Annotated in this window: 11 protein-coding genes and 1 pseudogene; 4 read left to right on the forward strand and 8 right to left on the reverse strand. The window is 66.9% G+C overall.

All coding sequences use genetic code 11. From position 1 onward, the window contains the following. From JO236_RS01900 to JO236_RS01935, 8 genes and pseudogenes are all read right to left on the reverse strand, one after another. Positions 1-378, reverse strand: a 378-nt coding sequence (locus JO236_RS01900) for a hypothetical protein (protein ID WP_293323965.1), incomplete at its 3' end; no start/stop codon positions are given. A gap of 114 nt (positions 379-492) precedes the next feature. Next, positions 493-1,395: pseudogene (locus JO236_RS01905) on the reverse strand (PPE family protein); the annotation flags it as partial. A gap of 173 nt (positions 1,396-1,568) precedes the next feature. Further along, complete coding sequence (gene treZ / locus JO236_RS01910; RefSeq protein ID WP_293323968.1) at positions 1,569-3,305, reverse strand: malto-oligosyltrehalose trehalohydrolase; 1,737 nt, start codon at positions 3,303-3,305, stop codon at positions 1,569-1,571. Beyond that, on the reverse strand, positions 3,302-5,602 hold the full coding sequence (gene treY / locus JO236_RS01915) for a malto-oligosyltrehalose synthase (RefSeq protein WP_293323971.1): 2,301 nt from the start codon (positions 5,600-5,602) through the stop codon (positions 3,302-3,304). The genes treZ and treY overlap by 4 nt, the downstream gene beginning before the upstream one ends. Before the next feature lie 3 nt (positions 5,603-5,605). Further along, on the reverse strand, positions 5,606-7,801 hold the full coding sequence (glgX, locus tag JO236_RS01920) for a glycogen debranching protein GlgX (RefSeq protein WP_293323973.1): 2,196 nt from the start codon (positions 7,799-7,801) through the stop codon (positions 5,606-5,608). A 78-nt stretch (positions 7,802-7,879) separates the two neighbouring features. Then, a complete protein-coding gene (locus JO236_RS01925) occupies positions 7,880-10,012 on the reverse strand; it encodes an acyltransferase family protein (protein ID WP_293323975.1) in 2,133 nt (710 codons plus the stop codon). Positions 10,013-10,156: 144 nt separating this feature from the next. Then, positions 10,157-10,987: an NlpC/P60 family peptidoglycan-binding protein RipD gene (ripD, locus tag JO236_RS01930; protein ID WP_293323978.1), complete on the reverse strand. Its 831-nt coding sequence runs from the start codon at positions 10,985-10,987 to the stop codon at positions 10,157-10,159. Between the two features lie 366 nt (positions 10,988-11,353). Beyond that, positions 11,354-11,803 (reverse strand): hypothetical protein, encoded by a 450-nt coding sequence (locus tag JO236_RS01935; protein WP_293323981.1) that lies wholly within the window; start codon positions 11,801-11,803, stop codon positions 11,354-11,356. A 55-nt stretch (positions 11,804-11,858) separates the two neighbouring features. Here JO236_RS01935 and JO236_RS01940 point away from each other — a divergent pair, with 55 nt between their 5' ends. The 4 genes from JO236_RS01940 to JO236_RS01955 are packed head-to-tail and all read left to right on the forward strand — an operon-like array spanning position 11,859 to position 15,507. Next, positions 11,859-13,148 (forward strand): adenosylmethionine--8-amino-7-oxononanoate transaminase, encoded by a 1,290-nt coding sequence (locus JO236_RS01940; RefSeq protein ID WP_293323985.1) that lies wholly within the window; start codon positions 11,859-11,861, stop codon positions 13,146-13,148. A 6-nt stretch (positions 13,149-13,154) separates the two neighbouring features. Then, the gene (locus tag JO236_RS01945; RefSeq protein WP_293323988.1) at positions 13,155-14,321 is read left to right on the forward strand and encodes an 8-amino-7-oxononanoate synthase; all 1,167 of its coding nucleotides are present in this window, start codon (positions 13,155-13,157) and stop codon (positions 14,319-14,321) included. After that, on the forward strand, positions 14,318-14,998 hold the full coding sequence (gene bioD / locus JO236_RS01950) for a dethiobiotin synthase (protein WP_293323990.1): 681 nt from the start codon (positions 14,318-14,320) through the stop codon (positions 14,996-14,998). Before JO236_RS01945 ends, bioD begins: the two co-directional genes overlap by 4 nt. Further along, positions 14,998-15,507, forward strand: a complete 510-nt coding sequence (locus JO236_RS01955) for a 2'-5' RNA ligase family protein (protein ID WP_293323993.1) — start codon at positions 14,998-15,000, stop codon at positions 15,505-15,507. Before bioD ends, JO236_RS01955 begins: the two co-directional genes overlap by 1 nt. Positions 15,508-15,725 lie beyond the last annotated feature (218 nt).

Genomic DNA, 15,725 nt, shown 5'->3' on the forward strand with positions numbered 1-15,725 from the left:
AAGGGGCACGGCGAACCGTTCGGCCATGTCGGCCAACGACTTTGCCCATATCCGGTCGGCCTGCGAAATCGGGCCGCGCCCGGGTCCGGTCAGCAGGAACGCCACCGTGACGCCGGGCTGGAAGTCATCCAGCGTGGTGCGTAGTGCCGACATGAGATTCTTCAGGATTCGGCCCTTCGGTCTTGGATTCATGGCTATCTGGCTGAGCGCCTTGATCAGCCGACGGTCCGTCCCGACGAAGCCGAACCACAACAGCCGTTGATCGAATCCCAAGGGCCCCATCAGAGCACGCCACCGCTGCCGAAGGTCGGAAGCTGAGTGCACAGGATCGGTGGCGGTGTCCATGGGCGGAACCGGTAGCAGATCGACATGATTCATGCGCGAATCATGGGCGGCCGACTCGGTTACGGCCAGTCAGTTATCCACAACCGGGCCAAGCCGCTTCGCGCAGATGCGCGTTTAGAAGTAGTTGTAGTCGATGTCAAACAGCGGCCCGAAACCGACCTTGTAATTGCCGGTGAGGCCGACGCCGAAAAGGTAGTTGCCGTAGTTGGCGAAGCCGGCGTCAACGCTGCCGAAGTTGGCGATACCCGAGTCTAGGTCGCCGAGGTTCAAGAAACCTGTGTCGTAGCTGCCGGTGTTGAAGATGCCACCGTTGCCGGTGCCGTTGTTGAAAAGCCCGAAGTTGCCAATGTTGCCCAGGCTGTAGTTGCCAATGCCGACATTCAGGGTGCCGCTGTTGGCTATGCCGAAGTTATAGTTGCCGCCGTTGAAAAGGCCCTCGTTGAAGTTACCGGTGTTGAAGAAGCCCACGTTGTCGACGCCGTCATTGAAGAGGCCGAAGTTGAAGCCCGCCGCCGGATTGGCGGCCAGGGTTTGGAAGGTCTGCGCCGGCGTCGTCAGCTGCGCCGCCGCGGCCGACGCTCCGCCGTGATACCCGACCATCGCGGCCACGTCCTGGGCCCACATCTCTTCGTACTGGCTTTCGGCGGCCGCGATCGCCGGCGCGTTCTGCCCGAACAGATTCGACAGCACCAAGGACACCAAGCCCGAACGGTTGGCCGCCACGGCCGCCGGATGCACGACGGCGGCCTGCGCCGCCTCGAACGCGGTCGCCACCGCCTGGGCCTGCGTAGCGGCGCCTGACGCGTGGGCGGCTGCGGCACTCAACCAGCCCGCATACGGTGCGGCCGCAGCGACCATCGCCTGCGACGCCGCCCCCTGCCAGCCCCCCGTGGCCAACCCTGAGGTCACTGACGTGAAAGAGTCCGCCGCCGAATCCAACTCGGCAGACAGCCCGTCCCAGGCCGCCGCGGCCGCGAGCAGTGGAGCCGAACCCGCGCCCGAAAACATCTGGGCCGAATTGATCTCTGGTGGTAACACCGAAAAATTCACGTTTCCCCCGCCTTTCAAGACTGGGCGCTCAGCCACCGCGTGCCCGGCCCAAGATTACCTAGCCGACTCTATGACGAGTCCGGCAAAGATCTGGCGACGACGCGCGCAGTTGCACGGAACTTTGTCGGGCGAGCAGACACAAAAACCCCCAAAGTCCGCGGATTTAGGTGCTTTTACGTCTGCTCGCGCAAGGAACGCAACACCGCGAACGAATGCGGCGGCAGCCCAGTGCTGTTGGCGCCGACGACGGGTGCGCCCCAGGCCAGCACCAGCTCCCCGGTGACCGGCACGGTTACCGGATCGGTGCCCAGGTTGCAGGCGATCACCAGCCGGTTACGGCGCAACAGGATCCACCGCTGCTCTTCGTCATAGTCGACGACGAGGTGTTCCAGCCACGGATCGGCCAGGTCGGGTTCGTTGCGGCGCAGAGCGATCAGGTCGCGGTATGCAGTGAGCAGGCGGGCGTGTTCACCGGAGGCGGCCTCGGCCCAGTTCAGCTTGGAACGCTGGAACGTCTGCGGATCCTGCGGGTCGGGAATGTCGTCGGCGTTCCAGCCGTGCTCGGCGAATTCCGCTTTGCGGCCCTCGGCGGTGGCTTTGGCCAGCTCGGGTTCGGGATGCGAGCTGAAGAACTGAAAAGGTGTCGAGGCTCCCCACTCCTCGCCCATAAAAAGCATTGCGGTGCAGGGTGATCCAAGAGCCAGGGCAGCCTTGATCGCGAGCTGGCCGCCGGTCAGGTGCTCGGTGGGCCGGTCGCCGAGAGCGCGGTTGCCGACCTGATCATGGGTGCAGGTGTACGCGACGAGTCGCGTGGCGGGGATACGGGCGGTATCCAGCGGGCGCCCGTGTCGGCGACGGCGGAACGACGAATACGTGCCGGCGTGGAAGTACCCGTGGCGCAATGTCTGTGCGAGTGCGGCCAGTGACCCGAAGTCCGCGTAGTAGCCCTGCCGTTCGCCGGAAACCGCGGAGTGGATGGCATGGTGGATGTCGTCATCCCATTGCGCGGTCATCCCGTAGCCACCCTGGTCGCGGGGGGTAATCAGCCTCGGATCGTTGAGGTCGCTTTCGGCGATCAGCGCGAGCGGACGGTCCAGCTGGGTTGACAACCAGGCGGTTTCGGCGGCGAGCTCCTCGAGTATATGGACCGCAGTGGTGTCCACCAACGCGTGCACGGCGTCCAGTCGCAGGCCGTCGGCATGAAAGTCGCGCAGCCAGCGCAGCGCGCATCCGATGATGTAGCGGCGTACTTCGTCGGAGTCGGCGTCGGCGATATTGATGCCTTCACCCCACGGGTTGCTTCCCGACGACAGATATGGCCCGAACCGCGGCAAGTAGTTCCCCGACGGACCGAGATGGTTGAACACCGCGTCGATCAACACACCCAGTCCCCGGGCGTGGCAGGCGTCGACGAAACGGACCAGCCCGTCCGGGCCGCCGTAGGGTTCGTGCACGCTGTACCAGAGCACGCCGTCGTAGCCCCAACCATGCGTGCCGGCAAAGGAATTGACCGGCATCAGCTCGACGAAGTCGATCCCGAGATGGACCAGGTAGTCCAGCTTTTCGATAGCCGAGTCGAAGGTGCCTGCCGGCGTGAACGTACCGAGGTGCAGCTCGTAGATCACCGCACCGGCCGCGGAACGGCCGGCCCAGCCGGCGTCCGTCCACGACGCTGAGGACGCATCCCACAGCTGTGAGCGGGCGTGCACGCCGTCGGGCTGACGCGGTGAGCGCGGGTCGGGCAGCACGGTGGGATCGTTGTCGAGGAGGTATCCGTAGCGGGAGTCCGGTGCCGCCTCCACCGTCGTGTGCCACCAACCGTCGTCCGAGCGCGTCATCGGGTGCACCGTGCCGCCGACATCCAGCCGCACCAGGTCGGGATTCGGCGCCCACACGCTGAATTCGGTCACGATCGCACCAGCAGGACGACGGGCAGGTCCGCGAACAACTCGGCGGCCTGGGTCGACCCGCTGAACGTTGTCCCGGTCAGTGTGTCGGTCCAGGTGCCGTCGGGCAGGAGCAACACCGTCTCACCCCAGCCGGTTTCGGCCAGCCGCACCGTCCAGCGGGTCACCGCGACCAGGATGTCGTCGCCACGCCGGAACGCCAGTGCGTGCTCGCTGGCCGGGCCGGCGGCCAGCACCGGCAGGTAAGCGCCGCGCAGGAAACTTTCCGGGCGGGAGCGGCGCAGCCGCAGGGCACCGGCCACCACCCGGATTTTAGGGTGCCGCAATGCTTTCAGGGCCTCTCGCCGGGACCCGTAGTCGACCGCGCGGCGGTTGTCCGGGTCGACGAGGCTGTCGTCCCACAGTTCGGTGCCCTGGTAGACGTCGGGTATGCCGGGAACGGTCAGCGCGAGTAACTTCTGGCCCAGCGCGTCACTTTCAGCATGCGGATTGAGTTGGGTGACGAGCTTGGTCAGCTCCGCGGCCACCGGACCGTCGAGCACGTCATCCAGCCAGCGGTGCACCGTGTCTTCGAATTCGGCATCCGGATCGTTCCACGAAGTGTGCGACGCGGCTTCCCGAATGGCCTTTTCCGCGTAGGCGTGCAGCCGTTCGCGCAGCTGGCCGGTGACCTCGCCGCTCACCGGCCACACCCCGAAGATGTTCTGCCACAGGAATTGTCCGGTGTTGGGGTCGGGGGAGGGGGCCGTGAGCTCCCAGCGGGCCACGAACTCACTCCACAGCGAGGGCACTTGGGACAGCACGCCGATTCGTGCCCGCACGTCTTCGCCGCGTTTGGTGTCGTGGGTGGTCAACGTCGTCATAGCGTGCGGCCAGAGCCGGGCGCGGGTGGCGGCGCTGTGATGAAACTCCGCTGCTCCCACCCCGAATCGCCGCGGCTCGCCGCCGACCTCGTTCAATGCGACTAGGCGGGCATCGCGGTAGAACAAGCAGTCCTCGACGGACTTGGCCGTCACCGCACCGCACAGTTGTTGCAGGCGGGTGGCGGGCTCGCCGCCGAGGGCCAGCGCCGCGGCCAGCACTTGCAGCGCGGGCGCCAATTCCGGTCGCGCCGCTTGGGTTTCGGCCAGTGCTGTGGGCAGGATCGGGGCCAGCCCGCGATAGTCCGACCGATAGACGTCGATGTGGGTCAGCAAGGCGGCCACCGCGTCGGGCAGCAGCGGGTCGTCGGCACCCGCGGCGGCCACCACCGACCTGCACAAGCGGCGTAACTCGCTGGCCAAAGTCTCGGTGGCCGACCGGATTTTCAGTTCGGCCAGCAGGGCGGGCATGGCCGCATAGTCCACGCCGGTGGATTCGACGAGAGCGGTCAGCGCCGGCTCTCCGGTGGGGTCGACGAAGATTCCGCCGACTTCTCGCAGTACGTCGTAGCCCGTCGTCCCGGCCACCGGCAGCGTCGGTTCCAGCGCCTCGTCGACGGCCAGGATCTTTTCGATCACGATCCAGGCGTCGGTCCCGACCAGTTCGCGCAGCCAGGCCAAGTATCCGGACGGGTCGGCCAATCCGTCGGGGTGATCGATTCGCACGCCGTCGACGAGTCCTTCGCTGAACCAGCGGGCGAATTCGGCGTGGCCGGCGTCGAAGACGGCGCGGTCTTCCTGCCGCAGCCCGGCCAGCGATGTGATCGAGAAGAACCGTCGATAGCCGGTTATCCCGCTGCGCCAGCCGATGAGCCGATAGTGCTGGCGGTCATGCACTTCCGGGCCGGTGCCCTGGCCGGTGCCGGGGGCGATCGGAAGCGCCAGGTCACCGAGTCGCAACAGTTCGCCGTCCACGGTCAATGCGTCCACGTCGTCGTCGGAACCCAGCAGCGGCAGCACGATTCGCCCCTGGCCAGAATGGTCGAGGTCCCAGTCGATGTCGAAGTAGGACGCGTACTGCGAAGATCGCCCGTGCCGCAACACATCCCACCACCAGGGGTTCTGTTCCGGTTTGTCGATTCCGACGTGGTTGGGCACGATGTCGACGACCAGGCCCATGCCGCGCGCCCGCGCCGCCGCCGACAGCCGCGCCAGGCCGTCGGCGCCGCCCAGCTCCGGCGACACCGTCGTCGGATCGGTGACGTCGTAGAAGTGGCTTGACCCGCTGACGGCGGACAGGATCGGCGACAGGTACACATGCGAGACCCCGAGGTCGTCGAGATAGTCCAGCTGATTCTCGACGTCGGCAAAGGTGAACGCGAATCCGCTTGCTGTACCACGCAGTTGTACCCGGTAGGTGGAAAGTACCGGAAAAGCCATGTGTCAGGCGGTCTTACGCAGGACCAGCAGGGAACGTCCCGCCAAGGTGAGGTTTTTGTCGGCCGTCACCACCAGATTGGTGTCTCCCACGGGATCGCTGGTGTCGAGTTCCACGGTCCACTCTTGCGCGTAGTCGCCGGGCGGTGTGACAAACTCCACGTTCTGGTCGTGGGCGTTGAAACACAACAGGAATGAATCGTCGACCACCTGCTCACCGCGCGCATTGGGTGCGGTGATGGCGTCGCCGTTGAGGAACACCGCCACACACTTGTGGTGGAAGCTCTTGTCCCAGTCGTCGTGTGTCATCACCTGACCGCTCGGCGTCAACCACGCGATGTCGCGGACTTCTTCGCCGCTGCCGATCGGCTCACCCTCGAAGAACCGGCGGCGCCGGAACACCGGATGCTTTTTGCGCAGGACTGTCGACTTGCGGGCGAAGGACAGCAGATCGGCGTTCTTGTCGACCAACGACCAGTCCATCCAAGACAATTCGGAGTCCTGGCAGTAGACGTTGTTGTTGCCCCGCTGGGTGCGCCCGATCTCGTCGCCGTGCGAAATCATGGGCGTGCCCTGGCTCACCATCAGGGTGGCCCACATGTTGCGCATCTGGCGGGCGCGCAGCTCCAGGATCTCCGGATCGTCGGTCGGCCCCTCGACCCCGCAGTTCCAGGAGCGGTTGTGGTTTTCGCCGTCCCGGTTGTCTTCGCCGTTGGCGTCGTTGTGTTTCTCGTTGTAGGACACCAGGTCGTTGAGGGTGAACCCGTCGTGCGCGGTGACAAAGTTGATGCTGGCGCCGGGGCGACGGCCGGTCGCCTCGTAGAGATCCGACGACCCGGTCAGCCGGGACGCGAACTCGCCGAGGGTTGCGGGCTCGCCCCGCCAATAGTCACGCACAGTATCGCGATACTTCCCGTTCCACTCGGTCCACAAACCCGGAAAATTGCCGACCTGGTAGCCGCCCTCGCCCACGTCCCATGGTTCGGCGATCAGCTTGACCTGACTCACCACCGGATCCTGTTGCACGAGATCGAAAAACGCCGACAGCCGGTCCACGTCGTAGAACTCGCGGGCCAGGGTGGAGGCCAGGTCGAATCGGAAGCCATCCACGTGCATCTCGGTGACCCAGTAGCGCAGCGAGTCCATGATCAGCTGCAGGGTGTGCGGGTGGCGGGCGTTGAGGCTGTTGCCGGTGCCGGTGAAATCCTTGTACAGCCGCAGATCCTCGTCGACCAGTCGGTAGTAGGCATTGTTGTCGATGCCGCGGAAGTTGATGGTGGGGCCCAGGTGATTGCCCTCGGCGGTGTGGTTGTAGACCACGTCGAGGATGACCTCGATGCCCGCTTCGTGGAAGCTGCGCACCATGGTCTTGAATTCGCCCACGGCGCTGCCCGCCTTCCGGCTCGCGGCGTATTGGTAGTGCGGTGCGAAGAACCCAAAGGTGTTGTAGCCCCAGTAGTTTCGCAAACCCAGGTCCAACAGGCGCGAGTCGTGCATGAACTGGTGAACCGGCATCAGTTCGATGGCCGTGACGTTGAGGGACTTGAGGTGATCGATGATTGCCTGGTGGCTCAGCCCGGCGTAGGTGCCCCGCAGTTCCTCGGGGACGCTGGGGTGGCACTCCGTCATGCCCTTGACGTGCGCCTCGTAGATGACTGTCTCGTGGTAGGGGGTGAGCGGTGCCCGGTCGTAGGCCCAATCGAAGAAGGGGTTGATCACCACGCTGGTCATGGTCTGGCCCAGGGAGTCGACCATCGGCGGCGTGCCCGTCTCGAGCCCGCGGCCGTTGGGGTCGTGCGGGTCGACCACCTTCAGGTCATAGGAGTACAGGGCCTGGCCGAAGGTGAAATCGCCGTCGAACGCCTTGCCGTAGGGGTCGAGGAGCAGCTTGCTCGGGTCGCACCGGTGGCCGGCCGCCGGCTCGAAGGGTCCGTGCACCCGAAACCCGTACCGCTGGCCGGGCATCACGTTGGGCAGGTACGCGTGCCAGACGTATCCGTCCACCTCGTCGAGTGGGATGCGGGCCTCGCTGCCGTCGTCGTCGATCAGGCACAATTCGACGTTGTCGGCGATCTCGGAAAACAGCGAAAAGTTGGTGCCGGCACCGTCATAGGTGGCTCCCAGCGGATACGCATTTCCCGGCCACACGGTGGGCAGGGTTGGGTCTTTTCCGCCTGAGTTCGCTGGGTTGCTCAACGACATCACTCGACCTTATCCGCGCGCGCACGTCTGGGTCGGCCAGCGTAACGTCGCCGCAACGTTCAGCGGGCACTCAGCGCCTCACCACCAACCGGTGTTCGCCGCGATCTGCCGACCGAGTTCGGGGGCCATGGTCCGCATATAAGTGGGGGACAGATGGTGAGCCCCGTGATAGATCAGCACGTTTCCTTCCACCGGACGGCAGATCTCGGGTCCGCATATCGCGTCGGACAAATCGAGCACCTTGAGCAGCGGAAACTGCGTGACGAAGTCGAGGGTTTGATTGCGATCGGACAGTACCTCGGAGCGCTTCACCGTGCAGGAGTCCGGGTTGCCGTTCTTGGCCAGGCAATCAGCCGGATCGAACGGTTTGCCTTTCTTGACCAGCCAAGGTGTGTCGCGCACGCCCAGGATCGGAATATTATTGTCCGACAACGCCTTCCAGATCCCGATGTAGGTTGCCGGCATCACGTCGCCGGTCTTGATGTTCCACGGTCGAGTGGTAGTGGTGAACACGTAGTCGGGATGGTCGGCGACCAGTCTGGTCATCGTCGTGTGCACCCACTGGCGGCACTGCGGGTAGGGGGCGTTGTTGCCCATGACCAGCGGGACTTCCTCGGTGGACAGCGGGCAGCCCATTTTGAGATATGTCACAACTTTGAAGTGGTGCATGTGCCCGAGGAGATCCAGCGCGGGCAGCCAGTGCTCCGCATGCGACCCGCCGGCCAGGGCGATGGTGCGGGTGGCGTCCACATCGCCGTACATGCAGTTGACCAATGCGGGGTTGACGAAGTCGCTGATGCAACCGTCTCGGGTCGAGGCCGGCAGGTCGTCCTTGATCTCCAGGACGGTGGGCCGCATTCGCAGCGTGGGGACCCGCACGTGTTCGGTCAGGGCGCGCGCACCGGGGTAGTCGTCAGGGTTGAGCTCGAGTAGCTCCTTGCCGGCGGCGCGTTGCTCGCTGACGTGGTTGCGCCACGTGAATGAGGTAGCGGTCAGCGTGACACCCAACAGCAACACCACCGAGCCCAGCACCATCGTCGGCCGGTGCAGATGGCGCGGCCACGGGATGGCAGGGCTGGGCGCCGCTGGAATCCGGTAGCGCAGCGGCTCCTCGACCAGGCGCGTGGTCAGGTACGCCAGCATTCCGGAGAGCAGCAGCACGCCCAAGCCCTCGACGAAGTTGGCGTGCGTGTGACCGGTGTAGGCGAGCCAGAAGATGAGCAGCGGCCAATGCCACAGGTACAGCGAGTACGCCAGCGCTCCGAGCGCCACCAGTGGCCGCGTGGCCAGCAGTCGATTCGGCAGCGGCAGCCGCGCGCCAGGATGCAGGTTCGCCCCGGCGAGGATCATCAGCATCGTGGCACCGACCGGTACCAGCGCCCACGGGCCGGGGAATTCCTTGACGCCGTCGATCAGGGCGCCGCAGCCCAGGACCGCGACCAGCGCGATGCCGGCGACCATCGTGCGCAGCCAAATCGGCCAGCGCAGGTGCGGCACCAGCGCACCGACAAGCGCCCCGAGCAGCAACTCCCATGCGCGGGCGAAGCTGCTGTAGTACGCGGTGGGCTGGTCGGCCTGATGGGCGAAGACCGCGTAGACGAACGAGGCCACGGTCAACACGCTGAGCACCACCACGAACACGGTTCGCAGGTGGACACGGAGTGGACCCCGTAACAGGTAGGCGCATCCCGCAATCAGGAACAGGAACGCCACGTAGAACTGTGCCTGCACCGACATCGACCAGATGTGCTGCAACGGGGTGACGGCTTCGCCGGCACGTAAGTAGTCCGACGCCGTGTGGGCCAGTTCCCAGTTCTGGTAGTAGCCCAGGCTGGCCAGGCTCTGGTCGGCGAACGTCTCCCAGCGGGTCTCCGGCTGCACCCAGACGGTGAGCAGGGCGCAGGCGGCCAGGACTACGACCAGGGCCGGGACCAGACGGCGCACCAAGCGCACCAGTTCGGCCGGCGCCGACAGCGTCTGGTTGAGCGCGGCGCGAACGATTTTGCCGCCGAAGAAGAATCCGGACAGCGCCAGGAATACGTCCACGCCGCCCGAGACCCGGCCGAACCATATGTGGAAGACGGCGACCAGCGCGATCGCGATGCCGCGCAGGCCGTCGAGATCGTAGCGATAAGAGCCTGCCAATCCAGTACGCATCGCGGCCGGCTCCATGGTGGAGTTCGGCCGGCGCGGCGGCGACTGGGTCAGCATGATCCAGTCAATTTACCGAAACCCGCCACCTGCTCCTGAGCGCTCGCGGCCGGGCGAGGCTCCCCTGACGGTTGTCAGGGGTCGCTGAGCAGCGGTGCCGTCAGCGACGGAGCAAGTGGCGGGTGTTCGGAGGGGGCGGGACGATCACCGCCGCGTGGTGCCCGGCACCGTCTGCGCGGGAACCGTCTGGCCCGGCACCGTCTGCGACGGAACCGGCTGGCCGGGCACCGCCTGCGAGGGAACCGCCTGCGAGGGAACCGTCTGCGCCGGCACCGTCTGGCCGGGGACCGTCTGCGCCGGCACCGTCTGGCCGGGCACCGTCTGTGCCGGGGTGGTTTGCCCAGGAGTAGTGGTCAACCCCGGGGTGGTTTGCCCCGGTGCGGTCTGGCCGGGCACGGTTTGCGCGGGTGTGGTCTGGCCGGGCACGGTTTGTGCGGGTGTGGTCTGGCCGGGGACCGTCTGCGCGGGTGTGGTCTGGGCTCCGAGGACGCGGACCAGGTACGGAGCCATATTGCTCGAGCGCACAGGCGAAACCTGGACGGCGTTACCAACCTCGAGCATCTGGCCGTTCCCGAGGTACATCGCGACTGCTTGCGTGCCTTCGGGACCGTAGAAGATCAGGTCACCTTTCTGTGCTTGCGCCGGCAGAACACGCTGGCCGACGCGGTACATCTGGCCGGAGGACCGCGGCAACTTCAACCCCGCCCCCGCGTAGGCGTACTGAATCAGGCCCGAGGCGTCGAAGCCGACGGTCCTGGCTCCGCTGCCGGTGCCGAGGCTGGGGCCGTTGACGCCGCCGCCGCCCCACGAGTACGGAACGCCACGCTGGGAAAGCCCGCGCGCGACGACGGTGTCGGTAGCTTGCTGGTAGTCCATCTGCCTCATGCCCGGATCGGCGGTCGCGAGAGCGGACGTGGCCACCAACGGAGCCGCGAGCAGCACTAGACCTACCGCGAAGGCGTAGATGCGTCTCATTGGTATTCCAACCTTTCTAGGGGCTTTCCCGGCTTGAGCGCGGTGACTTTCGCGCCTTCGCCGTTGTTCCATGACCGGCTGGGGTCTCTACGGGTCTCCACGGCCGCCACTCCGGGGCCGAACGCCGGTGCATGACTCTTGGCAACGTGAACCCGTCGGACGAGCCTCCGTATTCACACCAGTCACTACAGACACTCTGACAACAGAAGGAGCGGGCGTCCATAGCGTGCGGGGTGCACGAGGGATTTTTTGTCGTACCGTGACCGCACGGTGACAGCTACGCCGGATCAGGCGCCATACGGGTGTGATTTGCGTCTCAGACGCGTGCCGTCGAGGACGCGGCCCCGGGCCCGGCGAGGCCGGGCCTTAATGCCAATACTGTTCGCTGAACGTTGTCAGCGCGTTACCGGCCACCGAGCTGACCATGACGATGAAGGCGGCCAGAATTGGCCAGTAGTACATGCGCCAGCCCTTGAACAGCGACACGACCGGACCGAGTATCGCGGCGGCCAGCGCTGCGCCGATGCCGCCCCACACCACCGGATAGATGTAGTAATTGACGCCGAACGGCACCTGTCCGCACATTTCGTCGTTGCACACATCCGAGAGGAAGCCATACAGCCGCGTCGGCCAACTGGTGACCGTGACCAGGACGACGAGGGTGGTAAGCAGCCCGAGGGTGCAGACGATGTCCAGGGCGCCCACCCGCAACACAAGCACCGGTCGTTCGTCTTCCTCGGTTTCTGGGTAGGGTTCTGCGCCACATTCTGCGTCGAGGTCAGAGTCGCGGCCGGCGGCATGGGCGTCTTCGGGCATGGCGTTCAATGCTCCCCGATCGAGGGCGTTTAGGCGACCGATACGCTGCATCCCCATGGGTTTGACGCCCGAGCAGATCAGCGCGATCGACGCCGCCCACCTCTGGCACCCGTACAGCACCATCGGCGGTGAAGCCGTGCGGCCCGTCGTCGCGGTTGCCGCCCGGGGAGCCTGGCTGACGCTGATCCGCGACGGTCACCGGGTCGAGGTGCTCGACGCGATGAGCTCCTGGTGGACCGCGATCCACGGCCACGGCCATCCCGTGCTGGACGCCGCGATGACCCGGCAGCTGGGCGTGATGAACCACGTCATGTTCGGCGGGTTGACGCACGAACCCGCGGCCCGGCTGGCGCAGTTGCTCGTCGATATCACCCCCGCCGGCCTGGACACCGTTTTTTTCAGCGACTCCGGGTCGGTGTCGGTGGAGGTCGCGGTCAAGATGGCGCTGCAGTACTGGCGCAGCCGCGAACTGCCGGGAAAACGACGGCTGATGACCTGGCGCGGCGGCTATCACGGCGACACCTTCACGCCGATGAGCATCTGCGATCCCGACGGCGGCATGCACTCGCTGTGGACCGACATCCTGGCGCCGCAGGTGTTCGCGCCGCAGGTGCCGCGCGACTACGACCCCGCTTACACCGCGGCGTTCGAGGCACAACTGGGGCGGCACGCCGCGGAGTTGGCGGCCGTGGTCGTCGAACCGGTGGTCCAGGGTGCGGGCGGGATGCGCTTCCACGACCCGCGCTACCTGGTGGACCTCGTCGACATCTGCCGCCGGTACCAGGTGTTGCTGATCTTCGACGAGATCGCGACGGGCTTCGGCCGGACCGGCACGTTGTTCGCCGCCGACCACGCCGGGGTGAGCCCGGACATCATGTGCGTCGGCAAGGCGCTGACCGGTGGATACCTCAGCCTGGCCGCAACTTTGTGCAGCACCGCCATCGCGCACACCATCAGCGCCGGTACGGCGGGCGCGCTGATGCACGGGCCCACGTTCATGGCCAATCCGCTGGCCTGCGCGGTGTCGGTGGCCAGCGTGGAGTTGCTGGTCGGCCAGGAGTGGGGGACGCGGGTCGCGGAAATCGGGGCCGGGCTGGCCGACGGGCTGCAACCCGCCCGGGCGCTGCCCGCGGTGGCCGACGTCCGCGTCTGCGGGGCCATCGGCGTGATCGAATGCCACCGGCCCGTCGACCTGGCCGTCGCCACACCGGCGGCGCTGGACCGCGGCGTGTGGTTGCGCCCCTTCCGCAACCTGATCTACGCGATGCCGCCCTACATCTGCACGCCGGCCGAGATCGGCCAAATCACCTCCGCGATGGTCGAGGTCGCGCGCCTCGTAGGCTGAAACCCCATGAACGCCGCGCGGGCACCGATCGAGACGTCACCGCTGGCCTGGCTGGACACGCTGGCACAACAGCGCCGCGAGGCAGGGCTGCGGCGCTCGCTGCGCCCGCGACCCGCCGTCGCCACCGAGCTCGATCTGGCCTCCAACGACTACCTGGGCCTGTCCCAGCATCCCGACGTCATCGACGGCGGTGTTCAGGCGCTGCGCGTCTGGGGGGCGGGTGCCACCGGTTCGCGTCTCGTCACCGGGGACACCGAGCTGCATCAGGAGTTCGAATCCGCACTTGCCGAATACGTCGGCGCCGCAACGGGTTTGGTGTTCTCCTCGGGTTACACCGCCAACCTCGGTGCGGTGGTGAGCCTGACCGGCCCGGGTTCCCTGCTCGTGTCCGACGCCTACTCGCACGCGTCGCTGGTGGATGCCTGTCGGCTGTCGCGGGCCCGGGTGGTGGTGACGCCGAACCGCGACGTCGGTGCGGTGGACGCGGCGCTGGGATCGCGCGGCGAGGAGCGCGCCGTCGTCATCACCGACTCGGTATTCAGCGCGGACGGTGTCTTGGCTCCGGTCCGTGAATTACATGACGTATGTCGTCGGCACCGCGCACTGCTGATCGTCGACGAGGCGCACGGCCTTGGCGTCCGCGGCGGGGGACGGGGGTTGCTGCACGAGGTCGGGCTGGCCGGCGCGCCCGACGTGGTGATGACCACGACGTTGTCGAAGTCGCTCGGCAGTCAGGGCGGAGTGGTGCTGGGCCCCGCGGCGGTGCGGGCCCACCTGATCGACGCGGCCCGGCCGTTCATCTTCGACACCGGCCTGGCACCGGCGGCGGTCGGCGCGGCTCTGGCCGCGCTGCGGGTGCTGCAGTCCGAGGCATGGCGCCCGGGTGCGGTGCTGCGGCATGCCGCTGAGCTGGCTCGGATCTGTGACGTACCCACGGAACCGGCATCGGCGGTGGTGTCCGTGATCCTCGGCAATCCGGAGGCGGCGCTGGCCGCGGCGACTGCCTGCCTGGACGCCGGCGTGCGGGTGGGCTGCTTCCGGCCCCCGACCGTGCCCGCCGGAACGTCGCGGCTGCGGCTCACCGCTCGGGCGTCCCTGAGTGCCGTCGATCTTGACCTTGCCCGCAGGGTGTTGACGGACGTGCTTGGTGGCTCCTTTCAGGCGCGCAGTTGACGTGCCTGCTCGTAACCGGTACCGGCACGGGGGTCGGTAAGACGGTCGCCACCGCGGCGCTGGCCTGCCAGGCGCTGCGGACCGGGATCGACGTCGCCGTGTGCAAGCCCGTCCAGACCGGCACTCGGGACGGTGACGACGACCTCGCCGAAGTGGGTCGACTGTCCGGGGTGCGCGAGCTCGCCGGACTGGCCCGCTATCCCCTGCCCCTGGCGCCTGTTGCCGCGGCCGTCGAGGCCGAAATGACGTTGCCCACCCGCGATCAATTGGTTCGGCGCATCCGCGACCTGGACCGCCCGGGCCGCTTGACGCTCGTCGAGGGCGCCGGCGGGCTGCTCGTCGAACTCGGCGCCGACGGTGTCACCTTGCGGGACTTAGCCGTCGACGTCGGCGCGGCGGCGCTGGTGGTGGTCGGCGTGGGATTGGGCACCCTGAACCACACCGCGCTGACATTGGAAGCGCTTGCCGCACATAGTGTTGCGTGTGCCGGACTGGTAATCGGCTGCTGGCCAAAGGATCCCGGGCTGGTGCAGACCTCGAATCGCTCTGCACTGGCGCGGCTGGCTCCGCTGCGTGCCGTGTTACCCGCCGGTGCCGGATCGCTGGCGGCCCCGGAATTCGCGGCAATGGGCGCCGCGGCTTTCGAACCCGACTGGATAACCACGCTGGTGCGCTGATGGTGCATTCGATCGAGCTGGTTTTCGACCCTGAGATCGAGGCAGCCATCCGTCGCATCTGGGAGGACCTGGCCGGTGCCGGGATCCCCAGCCAGGCCCCGGCCAGTCGGCCCCACGTAACGCTGGCCGTTGCCGAACGCATTGACCCCGCGGTCGACGAGCCGCTGCGCAGCGTGGCGCAGCGGCTGCCGCTGCCGTGCACGATCGGTGCCGCGGTGATATTCGGCCGGGCCAACGTCGTGCTGGCGCGGTTGGTGATCCCGACGGGCGAGCTGCTGGCCCTGCACGCGGAGGTGCACCGGCTGGTCGGCGGCCAGCTGACGCCGGGCCCAATGCCCAACAGCCTGCCCGGGCACTGGATCGCACACGTCACGCTGGCCCGCCGGGTCGGCGGCGCGCAACTCGGGCGGGCGCTGCGCATCGCGAACCGGCCGCCGCAGCTCGTCGGTTGCTTCGCCGGGTTGCGGCGTTGGGAGGGCGACAAGCGCGCCGAACACCCGATTGGCTGAGGCGGGAGCTGCCGCGTTAGGGAAAGCTCGGCGAGGCCTTAGCCCGTGAGCGTTACGCCGCTGCGATTTCACGCTCCGAAATTGGCAGTGCCGTTCCGCTCGCGGCCGTTGCGGCAGCGCGCGCGGGCGACGGACGTCTCACCCTCCGAATAGCAGGTATAAACCGGTGAAGGTGTAGCTCACCATGACCAGCATCATGGTGAGCTGGCCGGTGAGCT

It is taken from the genome of Mycobacterium sp., from assembly GCF_019247635.1.
GTDB lineage: Bacteria > Actinomycetota > Actinomycetes > Mycobacteriales > Mycobacteriaceae > Mycobacterium.

Excerpts from the sequence above, each read along its gene's own strand:
- treY (WP_293323971.1), bottom strand. The coding sequence starts at position 5,602 with ATGGCTTTTCCGGTACTTTCCACCTACCGGGTACAACTGCGTGGTACA.
- glgX (WP_293323973.1), bottom strand. The coding sequence starts at position 7,801 with ATGTCGTTGAGCAACCCAGCGAACTCAGGCGGAAAAGACCCAACCCTG.
- JO236_RS01925 (WP_293323975.1), bottom strand. The coding sequence starts at position 10,012 with ATGCTGACCCAGTCGCCGCCGCGCCGGCCGAACTCCACCATGGAGCCG.
- ripD (WP_293323978.1), bottom strand. The coding sequence starts at position 10,987 with ATGAGACGCATCTACGCCTTCGCGGTAGGTCTAGTGCTGCTCGCGGCT.
- JO236_RS01935 (WP_293323981.1), bottom strand. The coding sequence starts at position 11,803 with ATGCCCGAAGACGCCCATGCCGCCGGCCGCGACTCTGACCTCGACGCA.
- JO236_RS01940 (WP_293323985.1), top strand. The coding sequence starts at position 11,859 with ATGGGTTTGACGCCCGAGCAGATCAGCGCGATCGACGCCGCCCACCTC.
- JO236_RS01945 (WP_293323988.1), top strand. The coding sequence starts at position 13,155 with ATGAACGCCGCGCGGGCACCGATCGAGACGTCACCGCTGGCCTGGCTG.
- JO236_RS01955 (WP_293323993.1), top strand. The coding sequence starts at position 14,998 with ATGGTGCATTCGATCGAGCTGGTTTTCGACCCTGAGATCGAGGCAGCC.